General features: G+C 60.3%; 14 protein-coding genes. 6 read left to right on the top strand and 8 right to left on the bottom strand.

Features of this window, described 5'->3' with window-relative positions:
• Positions 1–8: 8 nt before the first annotated feature.
• The gene (locus HMPREF2562_RS02785) at positions 9–1,175 is read right to left on the bottom strand and encodes a glycosyltransferase 87 family protein (protein WP_224433604.1); all 1,167 of its coding nucleotides are present in this window, start codon (positions 1,173–1,175) and stop codon (positions 9–11) included.
• An 84-nt stretch (positions 1,176–1,259) separates the two neighbouring features.
• Between HMPREF2562_RS02785 and HMPREF2562_RS02780 the strand changes: the two genes are divergently transcribed.
• Both HMPREF2562_RS02780 and HMPREF2562_RS02775 read left to right on the top strand, forming a co-directional pair.
• Positions 1,260–1,982, top strand: a complete 723-nt coding sequence (locus tag HMPREF2562_RS02780; RefSeq protein ID WP_049189826.1) for a YggS family pyridoxal phosphate-dependent enzyme — start codon at positions 1,260–1,262, stop codon at positions 1,980–1,982.
• A 30-nt stretch (positions 1,983–2,012) separates the two neighbouring features.
• On the top strand, positions 2,013–2,399 hold the full coding sequence (locus HMPREF2562_RS02775; protein WP_049172555.1) for a Rieske (2Fe-2S) protein: 387 nt from the start codon (positions 2,013–2,015) through the stop codon (positions 2,397–2,399).
• 14 nt (positions 2,400–2,413) lie between these two features.
• On the opposite strand, the gene HMPREF2562_RS02770 is transcribed toward HMPREF2562_RS02775, so the two are convergent.
• Positions 2,414–3,628 carry a Fic family protein gene (locus HMPREF2562_RS02770; protein WP_070549592.1) on the bottom strand — a complete coding sequence of 405 codons (1,215 nt, stop codon included), beginning with the start codon at positions 3,626–3,628 and terminating at the stop codon, positions 2,414–2,416.
• Between the two features lie 200 nt (positions 3,629–3,828).
• Entirely contained in the window at positions 3,829–5,037 is a 1,209-nt protein-coding gene (locus tag HMPREF2562_RS02765; protein WP_070549591.1) for an MFS transporter, read from the bottom strand.
• A gap of 106 nt (positions 5,038–5,143) precedes the next feature.
• Here HMPREF2562_RS02765 and HMPREF2562_RS02760 point away from each other — a divergent pair, with 106 nt between their 5' ends.
• Both HMPREF2562_RS02760 and HMPREF2562_RS02755 read left to right on the top strand, forming a co-directional pair.
• The gene (locus tag HMPREF2562_RS02760) at positions 5,144–6,361 is read left to right on the top strand and encodes a saccharopine dehydrogenase family protein (RefSeq protein WP_049193394.1); all 1,218 of its coding nucleotides are present in this window, start codon (positions 5,144–5,146) and stop codon (positions 6,359–6,361) included.
• A complete protein-coding gene (locus HMPREF2562_RS02755; protein ID WP_070549590.1) occupies positions 6,358–7,209 on the top strand; it encodes an SDR family NAD(P)-dependent oxidoreductase in 852 nt (283 codons plus the stop codon). Before HMPREF2562_RS02760 ends, HMPREF2562_RS02755 begins: the two co-directional genes overlap by 4 nt.
• Before the next feature lies 1 nt (position 7,210).
• Here the strand turns inward: HMPREF2562_RS02755 and HMPREF2562_RS02750 are convergent, their stop codons facing one another.
• The 3 genes from HMPREF2562_RS02750 to HMPREF2562_RS02740 all read right to left on the bottom strand — a co-directional run bounded on the left by HMPREF2562_RS02750 (position 7,211) and on the right by HMPREF2562_RS02740 (position 9,548).
• On the bottom strand, positions 7,211–7,546 hold the full coding sequence (locus HMPREF2562_RS02750) for a YciI family protein (RefSeq protein WP_049189837.1): 336 nt from the start codon (positions 7,544–7,546) through the stop codon (positions 7,211–7,213).
• A 108-nt stretch (positions 7,547–7,654) separates the two neighbouring features.
• Entirely contained in the window at positions 7,655–8,140 is a 486-nt protein-coding gene (locus HMPREF2562_RS02745; RefSeq protein ID WP_070549589.1) for a hypothetical protein, read from the bottom strand.
• A 79-nt stretch (positions 8,141–8,219) separates the two neighbouring features.
• Entirely contained in the window at positions 8,220–9,548 is a 1,329-nt protein-coding gene (locus HMPREF2562_RS02740) for a PepSY-associated TM helix domain-containing protein (protein WP_070549588.1), read from the bottom strand.
• Positions 9,549–9,693: 145 nt separating this feature from the next.
• Between HMPREF2562_RS02740 and HMPREF2562_RS02735 the strand changes: the two genes are divergently transcribed.
• A complete protein-coding gene (locus tag HMPREF2562_RS02735) occupies positions 9,694–10,731 on the top strand; it encodes an aldo/keto reductase (protein ID WP_070549587.1) in 1,038 nt (345 codons plus the stop codon).
• Here the strand turns inward: HMPREF2562_RS02735 and HMPREF2562_RS02730 are convergent.
• Entirely contained in the window at positions 10,715–11,713 is a 999-nt protein-coding gene (locus HMPREF2562_RS02730; RefSeq protein WP_049172573.1) for an LLM class oxidoreductase, read from the bottom strand. The genes HMPREF2562_RS02735 and HMPREF2562_RS02730 overlap by 17 nt on opposite strands.
• A gap of 54 nt (positions 11,714–11,767) precedes the next feature.
• On the opposite strand from HMPREF2562_RS02730, the gene HMPREF2562_RS02725 reads away from it, so the two are divergent.
• On the top strand, positions 11,768–12,685 hold the full coding sequence (locus HMPREF2562_RS02725; protein WP_049172575.1) for an FAD-dependent oxidoreductase: 918 nt from the start codon (positions 11,768–11,770) through the stop codon (positions 12,683–12,685).
• Here HMPREF2562_RS02725 and HMPREF2562_RS02720 read toward each other — a convergent pair.
• A complete protein-coding gene (locus HMPREF2562_RS02720; protein WP_070429080.1) occupies positions 12,642–13,163 on the bottom strand; it encodes a GNAT family N-acetyltransferase in 522 nt (173 codons plus the stop codon). The genes HMPREF2562_RS02725 and HMPREF2562_RS02720 overlap by 44 nt on opposite strands.
• Between the last annotated feature and the right edge of the window lie 82 nt (positions 13,164–13,245).

Genomic DNA, 13,245 nt, shown 5'->3' with positions numbered 1-13,245 from the left:
GCCCGTCGTTAAGCAGCTGCCTGTGCCCGCACGCGACTGGGCTTGCGCCAGAGGTAGATTGCGTAGCCCAGGCAGGTGAAGAAGAGCACGCCGCCCATGATTCCCTGCATGTTGCCGTAGAACCACTGCCCCACATTGGCAGCGTGGCCGAAGTCATTGCCCACGAACACCTCGTACGGTGCCCACCAGTGGGCGATCATGAACAGGACACCGACAATAATGTGCCCGATCTCGCGGACGAAGAGCACCAGCGGCACGAAGACCATGACGATCGACCAGTGGTGGCTGACCGCGTATGGCCCGGCGAAGCTGACCGCCAGCGCAACGAAACCAAGGGCTGCGACATCATAGCCGTTGCGGTGGTAGATCCACGCCACGAAAGCAGCAGCGATGGCACCGATGAGGAAGAAACCGTAGATGCCAATATCGAGCGCGGTACCCTCCACCCCGGCGCGGGCGAGCAGACCACTGAACGCCTGGTTGGCCTCATAGGTCGGGGCGCCACCGCGGTTGCCGGCGAAGAACTCATCGGTCCAGAAGTAGATGGACTCCTTAAAGCGCACGGCGAAACCAATAGCGACGGTCACCAGGAACCAGCAGAAGCTCTTGGCCACGGCCGCAAAGTCACGGCGCATGAGGAACACCAGCGCATATGCCGCGGGGGTGATCTTAATTCCCGCCGCGATACCCACGCCCAGTCCACGCAGTTTCTTGGGCAAAAAGCCCAGCACATCGGAGACCACCAGCAGCGCGAGGAAGACGTTGATCTGCCCGAAGAGCACGTTGGCGCGCAGCGGGTCGAGCAGCATCACAACACCGAGCACGCAGGTAGCCATCAGCTTCGGACGCTCAGAGCCGAGACGAGTGAAGACCATCCACAGCATCGCCCACACCGCCGCCAGCGTGGCGAACGTCCAGATGATCTGCAGGGTCACCGGCCCCGCCCAGGTCAGCGGGTAAAACAGCAGCGCCGCAAACGGTGGGTAGATGAAGCGGAAACCCGATCTGGTGGGAAACTCTGGTGAGTAGAGATCCTGGTCTCGTCGTAGTGCCCAGCCGGCGTCTTGGAAGACCTCGAGGTCCATCATGTAGGCAGTTGCCGCAAGATAGATGAAGTCGATGACAACGACCAGCGACACCAGCCCAAATACAATTGCCAAGATCCGTCTCTGCATGACGGAAAGCGTCGAGAGTCTGTCCATGAGCATGATTCGACACTACCGCACAGTTCTTCCTACTCAGGCCTTAGAGTGGGAGGTATGTTCGTGGAAAACTATCGCAAGGTTCGCTCCGAGATCGACGACGCTTGCCGACGAGCTGGGCGCCAGCCCTCCGAGGTCCGCCTGCTGCCCGTCAGCAAGACTGTGCCTGTCGACGCCCTGGTGGAATCCTGGCCGGAGCTCGCAGCAGCCGGCTGCGCTGGCCTGGCGGAAAACCGCGTCCAGGAAGCGGTGGCCAAGGCGGAGGCATTCCGGGAGGCCTTCGGCGACAAGGCACCACATATGGCCATCATTGGTCCACTGCAGACGAATAAGGCCGGCCACTTGGTCAGTTGTGCTGATGAGTTTCAGGCTCTGGACCGCCCGAAGGTGGCCGGAGCACTGCAGCGTCGCTTGGCCGATTCCGAGCGCACGCTCGATGTCTTGATTCAGGTCAATGCCTCCCGCGAGCCGCAGAAGTCGGGTCTGGCGCCGAGCCACGCGGCGGAGTTTGTCCGCATGTTTGGCCCCGATGGCGAATACCCGAACCTGCGTCTGCGCGGGTTTATGACCATCGCGGCCCAGAATGATCCGAATGTGCGCGAGACCTTCGCGGAGCTGCGGGAGCTGCGGGACAGTCTGCTCGGGGATTTGCGGGACGGTGTCAGCCTCAACGAACTGTCAATGGGTATGTCCGGCGACTACCGCGAAGCCATCGCCGAGGGGGCGACCACCGTGCGTGTGGGACGCGCCATCTTCGGTGAGCGCTCCTATCAGAAATAAAGGTCGCGAAATAGAGGTAATCTCAATGCCATGAGTTCTGATGTCTCCCCGTGCTCCCGTCGTCGTTTCCTCCTGGGAACTGCCGCCACTGCAGCTGGCGCACTCGTAGCCGCTTGTGCACCAAAGTCTGCGGTGGAGAAGGTTGACGCTGCCGACATTCCGGTTGGCGGCGGTGTGGTGATCGGCAATTACGTCGTCACGCAGCCGGAGGAAGGCAAGTTCGCCGCTTTCTCCAGCTCCTGCCCGCACCAGAATGGTCGTATCACTGAGGTCAGCAATGGTGTGATGATTTGCCCGAACCACAACTCCCACTTTGATATTGCTACTGGTGAGGTTGTTTCTGGCCCCTCGCGTAAGCCCGCTGGTCAGGCATCGCTTTCAGCCGAAGGCACTGAGCTGATTGTGGGCCAGAAGTAGGTTCCGGAAGCAGATTAGTGGTCGGTGGGTTCAAGGCCTAGAAGATCTACGCCAGCCGGCGCCAGCTGGAATCGCAGCGGACGGCGGTTCGTCGGCGTTGCCAGTCCTTGAGCCTCTAACTCGGCGAGATACTTTCGCGCTGTCCGCTTCTCCTTGCCGATGGTGTCGGCGACGTGTTCGAGCTTGATTCCATAATCAGGTCCGAACAACCGAGCCTGTGCCAGGACAAACAGCGTCCCGATTTCGTTGTCTGTCAGCGACACGGACAGTGCCTGCTCGGGCGAGTTGGTTAGCTCAGCTACCCGCTGTTCAAGCTTCTCGCACTGGTGGGACTTCATCTGCAGCTCTTCCAGCAAATACTGCTGAGCATTCAGAATGACATCAGCCATCACCTCGACGAAGAACGTGACTTCGCCCCGGTTCATTGGGTCTTCCGTAGTGGTAAAAGCCTTGTAATACTTCGCTTTATCCTCAGCGAGTTGGCGAGAAATAGTCAGCGCTGTGGCAGGTGAGAGTGTCTCCCGCATAGCCACTGACAGCAGAAAACGCCCCATCCGACCATTGCCGTCATAAAACGGGTGAACGAACTCGAACATGAAATGGCTTGCCAGGATTCGAATAAGCCGATTGTCCTCTGAGGAATTCACCGTTTCCAGGAACTCATTGAGAAGTTGGTGAATGGCAGCTTCACTTTCAACACCGCGATGAATCTGTCGCTGCCCATCGATAATTGTGACCGTTGATGCTCTAAAGAGTTCACCGTCTAACTCATCCTCGGCGCCAATTTCATCGCCGAGAAGTTGATCGTATTGCTGCCGGATCCCTGTGAGCGTTGTCGGAAACTCAATCCGCTCATCGTTTGCCAGCCGGAAATAGAGCTGACTGAACTCATGAAAGCGCTTGTGCTGGGTTCCCGAAGTGTTGTCCAACGCCTCGGCGACTTCTCGCCGTGTGGAGTGGATTCCCTCAATCTCATTGGTGGCTACCACCTCGGCCAGGAGCAGACTGAAGAGATAGTGAGTCCGCGCTGCACCCGGCAGACGATTCCACAACTGTGAAATCTGCAGCTCTAGAGACAGAATCTTTTCAACCTTGGCTGCGAGATCGCTTGTAATGCAGCAAAAGAGTGGCCACTGCCCCAGCGGAAAGTGCCACTGAATCGTCGACGGGGAGTCTTTGCGTGACTGGTACTCGCTCTCCACTGCCTGTTCCGCATCGTGTGCAGACATGTGGAAGATCCTCTTAAGCGGATAGTGCTTCACGGCGAGTCTCCCCCTTCTGTTTCCAATGCTTTTTACATGATGCTTTCTACATATAGTGCCCTAAAAACGAACCCTTAATGTAAAAAATCACCGTTTTTTACATTAAGGGTTCGTTTCTTGGTGTCTAAATGTACCTTGCTGGCGATTTTCCCCCTACCGCGTTACCCTTACCGTCGCGGCTTCAACCCCGCCACAGCACACGCACCAGCGATGAAGGACAGCGCCACCAGCCACGGAATCAGCCCTGCCCACTCGAAGCGACTGAACACCATGCCGGATACCCAACCGACAATGGACGAGCCCGCGTAGTAGCTGAACAGATACATCGATGACGCCTCGGCGCGGTCGCGCTGTGCCACCAGGCCCACGCCGGACGAGGACAGCGAGTGCGCCACGAAGAACGATGCCGTGAACACGAGCACGCCCACGATCAGCGCGGACAACCACGGCAGCAGCGCCAGCCCCAGGCCCACGCACGCGGCCAGAGTCGCAATGGCGATGAGGCGACGGCGGCTCACCGTCTTCGCCCACACACCCGCGCGTGCCGACGACCACGTGCCCGACAGGTAGAGAATAAATACGAACCCTGCCAGTGCCGGGGAGAGCCCGAACTTATCGCCCAGTCGGAAGCCCAGGTAGTTGTACAGGGAGACAAACGCTCCCATAAACAGGAACGCCAGGGCGCACAGCGCCAGGATGCGCGGGTCGCGCAAGTGTCGCGCAATGGCCTGCCCCTCCCCTGCAAACGACAGTTTCTTCGGCTTAAACCTGCGCTGTTGCGGCAGGAAGTACCAGGTCAGAATGGCGAAGATGAACGCCACCGTCGCCGAGACCGCAATCGCCACCCGCCAGGAGGCGAACTCCAGCACAATGGACGGAATGATACGGCCGAGCAGGCCACCGACCGTCGTGCCCGAGATATACAGCCCCATCACGCGACTGACGTGGTCGGCGTGGACTTCCTCACTGACATACGCCATAGCCACTGCGGGCACACCGGCAATGACAATGCCCTGCAACAGGCGCAGCGCAATCATCGAACCGATGCCCGGCGCGATTGACACCACGAGCCCCAGTAGCGTTGCCACAAATGCGCTGATGACGATGACGCGCCTGCGCCCAAAGCGTTCCGACAAAATGGACACCGGGATAATCGCACAGGCCAAGCCACCGGTGGTGGCGGATACCGTCAGCGCGGCGGTGGCGGGGTCGACCGATAGCTCGTCGGAAAGCGTGGGCAGTAGCGCCTGCGTTGCGTAGAGCGCTTGGAACGATGCCAGGCCAGCGAAAAGCACAGCAATAAGCGCGCGACGGAATCCGGGATCTTCTGGCCGCAGTCCTTCGATCTGTTCGGGGTTTTCGTTAGCGCTAGTCACTTGTCCTACGTTAGCCCTCCCTCCAAACCCCTCGCTGAATACACGGATTCAGAAAACCTTTTTAATTCGCCCGCGGTATCGCTTTCGTTTTATTAGTTTCGTAGGCATGACTACTTCTTCCGCACAGCCACAGAGTCGCAACCACGACCGCGAGTACGACATCGTCGTCTACGGTGCCACGGGTTTCGTGGGCCGCTTGATTGTGGACTATCTGGCTAAACACGCCGGTCAGACGAAGGTGGCGCTCGCAGGCAGGAACGCCCAAAAGCTTGCCGACGTCGCGGAGAACGCAGGCGTATCGGACTGGCCGGTCATTGTTGCGGATGCTGCCGACCAGCCGGCGGTGGCTGAGCTTGCGGCCAGTACAAAGGTGGTGCTGACCGTTGTGGGGCCGTATGCGAAGTACGGTCGCACCCTGGTGGCCGAGTGCGCCAAGGCCGGTACTCACTACGTCGACCTGTGTGGCGAGGTGCTGTTCGTCCACGACTCCATCGCGAATAACCACGAGGTGGCACAGCAGACCGGAGCGAAGATTGTTCACTCCTGCGGCTTCGACTCGATTCCTTCCGACGTCGCTGTCCGCGAGCTCCACGAGGCGGCCCACACCAAGCTCGGTGAAACAACCCTGCTGTTCAAGCACGTCAAGGGCGGTGTCTCCGGCGGCACTATCGATTCGGTCCGCGTCCAGCTTGCACAGGCCAAGAAGGACCCCAAGCTGCGTCGCATCATCGCCGATCAGTACGCCCTGGCTGAGCCGGGTCCCGACCAGGGTAAGTTCGGCGTCGACCTGCGCCCGGCGCGCTTCCGCCGCCACTGGCGAGCGCCCTTCTTCATGTCGCCGTTCAACACCCGAATTGTTCAGCGCTCGGCGATGCTGGCGGATTACGGTGATTCCTTCCGCTACCGCGAGCTACTCAATGTCGGCCGTGGCCCGAGGGCTTTCGTCCGCGCAAATATTTTTGCGGCTGTCTGCAGGTTGGCGCTGGCGGCGATGGCGTTCGGGCCGACGGCCAAGCTCATTGATAAGAAGCTGCCGAAGCCGGGTGAGGGCCCGAGCGCTGAAGAACAGGCCGAGGGTCGCTTCACCATCGAGGCCTACACTGTCGATACCTCCGGCATTCACTGGCGTTCCAAGGTGTCTCTCGAGGAAGACCCGGGGTACGCAGGCACCGCGATTATGATTTCCAGCGCCGCCCTCGCACTCGTCCACGACGATCTGCCGGACGCTACCGGCGTGCTCACTCCTACTGTCGCGCTTGGCGACGCCCTGTCCCGCCGTCTCCGCGCGGGCGGCATGACCATTGAGGCGGTGCAGGCTCGATGACTGATGGCCTGACCGGTGCTTTTGCGAATCTCACCCGCGGACCGAAACTGCCGAGTGTAGGTGGCGGCCGTGCGTTAGTGACCGGCGCTTCCTCCGGCATCGGTTGGGCATGCGCGGAGGCACTGGTCAAGGACGGTTTCGAGGTCGTTGGCACGTCCCGCAGGGGCGCCGAGGCGCCGCACCCCGAGGGCGTGCAGATGGTGGCACTCGACATGTCCAGCGCCGACGACATCGCTGCTGTGGTCGCCCACGGGCCTTACGACGTCGTCGTCGCCAACGCCGGTGAGAGCCAGTCGGGCGCTTTCGAGGAGCTACCCCGCGAGGCACTTGAGCGTCTCTTCCAAGTCAATGTTCTGGGGCAGGTGGAGCTGTTACAGCAGCTGCTGCCCGGCATGCGCGAGGCCGGTCGTGGCCGAATTGTGCTGGTTGGTTCGATGCTCGGCGGGTTGCCGCTGTCCTACCGTTCTTCCTATGTGGCGACGAAGGCCGCTATCCGCGGCTTTGGGCTTTCGTTGCGCGGTGAAGTCGCGCAGTTCGGTATTGGGGTGACGGTTGTCGAACCGGGTGCCATCAACACGGGGATTTCTACACGTCGGACGACGTATGGCGATGACGGTTCCGTATACGCTGCTGATGTCCACCGCATGCTGACGAAGTTGAACGCCAATGAGAAAGGCGGCATTCCCGCTTCTGAGATTGCTGAAGTGGTTATGCGCGAAGTGGCTGCCGAGCGACCTTTGGCCCTGGTGGCGCGGGGGTCGTCGGCACGCGTGGCAGTGCCCTTCATGCGGCGAATCCCGACGCAAGCGATGTTGACCATCATGCGCCGGGTGCACGGGCTGCGGTGAGTTAATCGGCGACGGCGCGCATTTCAACGGCCTGCGCACACGCCTCCGCGGCTTCGTGGGCTAGGTTGATGGCCTCTTGCTCGTCTGCGACTTGGACGATCCAAAAAGCTGACGGGAACGTCATCGCGTTGTAGTACGGCAGATCACTATGTGAACCATCCGGCAGCACCGTCATGGCATCCTCCGGTGGAACCAGCCCGCCGGACATAACCCAGTGGCCTTCGTCCTGAAGCTTCTGATTGAAGCGTCCAATCCGTTCAAAGGCAGCGTGCATTTCCTCATCAGAGTCATACGCGTTGATATCTCTGCGGCCATGGACCGTGAAAAAGTACTGCACACCAAGCTCCTGAGTTTCGTTTTGCTAAGTGTAACAGATTGCGCGGGGCTGGAACCGGGAATTTGCACGGAATTTAGAGCTTTGGTTAAGCGTTTTTGCGGCCAGGGCCTAGTTTTCCTGTCTCGCAGCGGCGGCTCGCTGTGCCCTAATCTCCGCTACCTGCTGCTTGCGGGTATTGAAACCCATGCGCCACGGGGCGGCTAGACCTGACTCGGGGGCATGCGGGTTATCGCGCCAAGATTTGCCCTCGTTGTAGGCCTGCGCGCCCTCACGGTATGCGGCGGATTGCTGAGAAAAGGTTGGATACGGCTGTTCGGTGGTCTGCCTGGCCTGCGCGCCGACAGCTTTCATTCTTGCGCGCAGTTCCTTGACTTTGTTCTTCGCCCTTTCGTCATGCTGTTCCTGCTGCTCTGCAATCTCAGCGAGTGCCTGTTGCTCGGTGATGGGGTCGAACGAGTCTTGTCCTGCCTTGTCGTAGGCTTCCTTAGCGCGCGGGGTGCGCTCCCAATCACGCAAAGACGGATTGTAAACGCACCAATCTTCCTGACCGTCGTCTTTGTAGATACTGCCGCTGTGATCCCAATACCTTGTCATGCGTTTACCCTCCTGAGTGTTTTTTATGGGTCTTACCACGCCGTTAGGTACAGGGAACCCGAAGGCGACAGAACCTACACTAACCTCTCCGCAGCTTCCGCCAGACCCAATCAACGATCACGAAGCCAACGAGAGTCACACCGAACAGTGGTGCAACCACCGAGTAGGCAATCAGCAGCGCCACAACGGCCGCTGCAACTCCCGGGCGAATGTCCCGCCAGCGTGTCGGCGCCGGGAGCCTGCCCGGGCGGCCACCTCGACCGCGCCCAAACCACATGGCGTACCCGCGCACAATCATCGCCAACAAAGCGACACCGATCAGTGCCAGGACCAGCTGATTCACCCAACCGAACAGGATGCCCATGTGCGCGTTAATCAGCCATTCGGTCAGCTTCGCCGGCAGCGGCCAATCCGCGAAGTGAATCCGATCGACCATCGCTCCGGTCGAGCCGTCAACGGTGACGGTCTCAATGCCCATCCGCCATTCCTCGCGGGCTTCCTTGGCCATCCACACCGTGCCAGCCTCCGGTGGTGTCAGTTCGACTTTCCCGGACAGGCCCTCGGCACGTGCGAGGTTCATAACACTATCTGCCTCTGACCAGTCATAATTCGCTGGTGCAGTCGCAGTCATGGCTGGTTTCGGTGCGTACCAGTCCATCGTCTCGCGCAGCTTTGCGATGCCCGTTCCAGCCACCCACGACCACGTCAGGCCGGTGACGGTCAGGAACAGAAGTCCAACGCTAACCGCCACGCCAACATTCGCGTGACGACGCATATGATGCGCCCTCTTACTTGTTCCCTGTGTCCGCTTGCGACGCGAACGGTCCCACCAGAGCCAGAGGCCACCGATAGCCAGTGCGCCCATCCAGGATGCTGCCGTCTCGGAGTAGAGACGACCAAAGTTGCTATCAATCCAGAGCCTGCGGTGCCCTTCCGAAATCCAGGCCCGCAGTGGCAGCGCCGCCGAGGAACCGTATTGCACCAGGTCACCCTTGATGCTCAGGTCACCTGGGTCGACAAACACCGCATGTCGGTAGGACTCCGACTTCAGCTGCTCGTCATTGAACATGACTCGCGTTGTCTGCCCCGGCTTTTCCGGGACCTGCACCGCGGTTACCGGCAGGTTCGGGTGCACGCGCTGCGCGACCTCAACCTGCTTTTCCAGCGGTTGTGCGGGAAGGCTCGATGTTGCAGTTAGTTCTTCGTGGTAAACCACCTTTTCTATGCTCGGGGCGAGGGCATACGCCACGCCTGTGATAGCTGCAATAACAAGTAGTGGCGCAACGAGGATGCCTGCAACGACATGGATTCGGTGCAGTAATGCTCGTGGCCCACCATTTTTCTGAGTCTGTGCGACGGGGTTTGCGGCTGGCGTTCCAGCGGCATCGCCTGTGGCTATTGAAGTCATGCCTTATTAGTCGGACGAACTGCCCCAGTTGTTCCCCAGCAAGCTCACTTTTATTACTTCCAGGGGTAGCCATTCGGCCACGCGCCTCGTTGTCGGCCACCTTGTGCACAACTACTCGTCGTAAAGCCCGCGTACCCTCGAATACATGGCTTATCCAGACGTGTACCGCGCCGATGACAACCGCTATGAGACGATGCCGTACAACCGCTCCGGCGGCACGGGGCTGAAGCTTCCAGCCATTACGCTGGGACTTTGGCATAACTTTGGTGATGACCGGCCGCTGGAAACGCAGCGTGAGATTCTGCGCACCGCGTTCGACCACGGCGTCACACACTTCGACCTCGCCAACAATTACGGCCCACCGCAGGGCTCTGCGGAGGCGAATTTCGGTCGCATCATGGCCAAGGATTTCGCTCCCTACCGTGATGAAATGATTATTTCCTCCAAGGCCGGTTGGTACATGCAGGATGGCCCCTACGGCTTCGGCGGCTCGCGGAAGTACCTCGTGGCCAGCTGCGATGCCTCGCTGAAGCGCATGGGGCTGGACTACGTGGACATTTTCTACCACCACCGCCCCGACCCGGATACGCCTATCGAGGAAACCGTCGCCGCCCTCGACTTCCTCGTCCGCTCGGGTCGCGCGCTCTACGTCGGCGTGAGCTCCTACTCCCCTGAGCTCACTCGCCGCGCGCAGAAAATCGCCCGTGAGCTGGGCACACCGCTGACCATTCACCAGCCGAGCTACTCCATGTTCAACCGTTGGATCGAGGACGAACTGCTGGCAACCTGCGCCGACGAAGGCATGGGCGTCATCGCCTTTTCCGCGCTTGCGCAAGGGCTTCTCACCGACCGCTACTTGGATGGTGTGCCGGAGTCCTCGCGTCTCGGGGCGCACAAGATGAACTCGGGGTTCCTCAACGACGACACGCTCACCGCCATCCGTGAGCTCAACGCCATTGCTTTACGACGAGGCCAGTCTCTGGCACAGATGGCCATCTCGTGGGTTCTCCGCCGTGACGAAGTGACCTCAGCCCTGATCGGTGCATCCTCGGTGAAGCAGCTGAAGAACAGCCTCGGCGCCCTGGACGCTGCACCGTTTAGCGATGAAGAACTCGCGGAAATCGACAAGTGGGCTGTCGACCGCGGGATTAATCAGTGGCAGGGCGCTACGGAGTCTGTGTAGGGAGCTCATCGAGCGCCGGCAGCACATACTCGATCAGCTCATCAATCTGTTCTTCCGCATCCCGCTTCGAGGTGCGGAAGTTGATGCTGACGTGATTGATGCCGAGCTGTCGCTGGGATTGCAGCAGTTCAATGAGCTTGTTGCGACCAAGGCGGTACCCGAAGTGGCCGCCCTGCGCGGGGGCGTCGGGATCTTCATGCAGGTCAATCCACAGTGATTCCAGGAATGGTTTGAACACGTCCTCACCGCACTCCTGAGCCACAGCCTCCTGCCAGTTGGCGATGTTTTTCTTCTGCATCTCCAGGCCCTTGTGGTACATGAACCACCCGTCGGTATGCGCGGCCTTCCACTCCAGGCTCTGCTGACAGGAGCCAGTGGCCAACAGCGGAACTCGGCGTGCCAGTGGCTTGGGCACCACATCGGATCCGCCCATCTTGCCCTCGGACCAGCGGATGGGCCGGTAGCTAGTACTGAGGGCCTTTTCATAGACCTCGATATGCTCGCGGAAGCGCTCACCGCGCTTGCCTTTGTCCTGGTTAAAGGCGGGGAACTCCTCGGGTCGGTCACCGGTGGCAACGCCAAAGAGGAAACGGCCGTCGGAAAGCCTGTCCAGTGTGGCAGCGCGCTTGGCCATCACCAGCGGATGCTGGAAGGGCACGACGACTGCACCGGTGCCGAGCGCGATATCGGTGGTGTGTGCGGCGATGTAGCTGAGGTACATCCAGGGGTCGTAGACCTGGCCGACGTCGCCAAATGTTTCCACGCGCAGCGGGATGTCGCGTGCCCAGACCGCCGCGATGCCTGCGCGTTCGACTTTCTGAATCAGCCGAATCTGGTTGCTCAGCGCGTCCCTGGGCTCGGCTTCGGCGTCCTGCTCGATGGGCAGACTCAGCCCTACCGTGAGTCGGCCCGGCGCGAATGTGCGCTGGTAACCGGGTAGTTCGTCGATAGGCTTGTCCGAAAGATCAAACAGCGAGCTCATGGTGCTCCACGGTAGTACAGCTCGAGGTGCGGCACTCGTCGTTAAGCTGGGAGCATGCTTGAGGATGTCATCATCGTCGGTGGCGGCCAAGCTGCCCTCGCTACCGCCTATTACTTGCACAAACGCGGCATTGATCCGCTCATTCTGGACAATCAGCCCGCTCCCGGCGGCTCCTGGCGCAATGTCTGGCCCTCACTGACGCTCTTTTCCACCCCGGACTTTTCCAACCTTCCGGGTATCCAGATGCCCGATTATGACGGTTTCCCGCCCGCTTCCCACGTGATTGACTACCTCAGCTCCTACGAAAAGCGCTACGAACTGCGCGTCCAGCGCCCGGTCACCGTCACGCACGTCTCCCATGACGGCACCTTCCAGCTCACCAGCGATGCCGGCGACTTCGAATCCCGACAGCTCATCGCCGCCACCGGCAACCGGCCCTTCGTCCCGTATTACCCCGGCACGACCTCCGCGAAACAGTGGCATTCGGCCAACTACCCAGGTCCCGAGCCATTCGAAGGCTCCCGCGTTGCCGTTGTCGGCGCGGCGAACTCCGGCGCCCAAATAGCCTCTGAACTGGTGCTTTCCGGCATCGACACCACCTGGTTCACCCGCCACGAACCACGCTGGATGCCCGACGACGTCGACGGCCGCGTCCTGTTCAAACGCTACCGCCAGGGCGCCACCGACAGCATTGGCGACATCGTTGCCCTACCGCCCGTCCGCAAAGCCCGCGACTCCGGCGCACTCACCTGGACACCCATGTTTTCTTCGCTTGACGACGTCCACGCGGACCACCTCATCTGGTGCACCGGTTTCCGCCCAGCGCTCGACCCTTTCCGCAGCATCGACTCTGACCTCATCGAGTTCGTCGGCTACGGCGACTGGGTTGGCCCCGGTGCCGCCACGATCATGGGTGTTGGCCCCTTTGCTAAGCGCGCGGCCGAGCGGGTGGCTGCCCGTCTGTCAGCATGACCTGCATCAACAGCATGTCCAACCATCGCCCGTTCTTCGTCCCCACCTGCGGCAGTAGCCCAACACGCTGAAAGCCATACTTTTTGTGCAGCGCAGTCGACCCCTCGTTACTGCCTTCAATCGCCGCAACCAAGACGTGCTTTCTCGCCTCACGAGCAGCATCGATGGTCGCGCTTAACAGTGCGCCTCCAATTCCCCTGCCTTGAAAGTTCGGATGCACGTAGATGGAGTTTTCCACCGTGTACTGAAACCCGTCGAAGTCACGGAAATCGCTAAAGGTGGCATATCCAGCGACTTCGTCGTCAAGCGTGGCGACGAAAACCGGGTAGCCCTTGTCCCAGTGCGCCTCCAGCCATGCGATGCGATTCTCCGCGCTGACGGTGTCATCGTTCCAGATGGCGACGGTGTTGATTACGGCTTCGTTGTAGATCTCCGCGATTGCCGCGGCGTCCTCCCGCGTTGCCTGTCGGATGATCATGGTTTTGCTCCCCGCTGTCTGCGCTGTTTCTGTGCTGTTTTCTACAACTCCGCTTTTATGAAAGCGAGATTACCAAGCTTTC

It is taken from the genome of Corynebacterium sp. HMSC077G07, assembly GCF_001809225.1.
Classification (GTDB): Bacteria; Actinomycetota; Actinomycetes; order Mycobacteriales; family Mycobacteriaceae; genus Corynebacterium; species Corynebacterium jeikeium_D.
The sequence above is the reverse complement of the archived record's forward strand: the minus strand, read 5'-3'. Positions and strand labels throughout refer to the sequence as shown.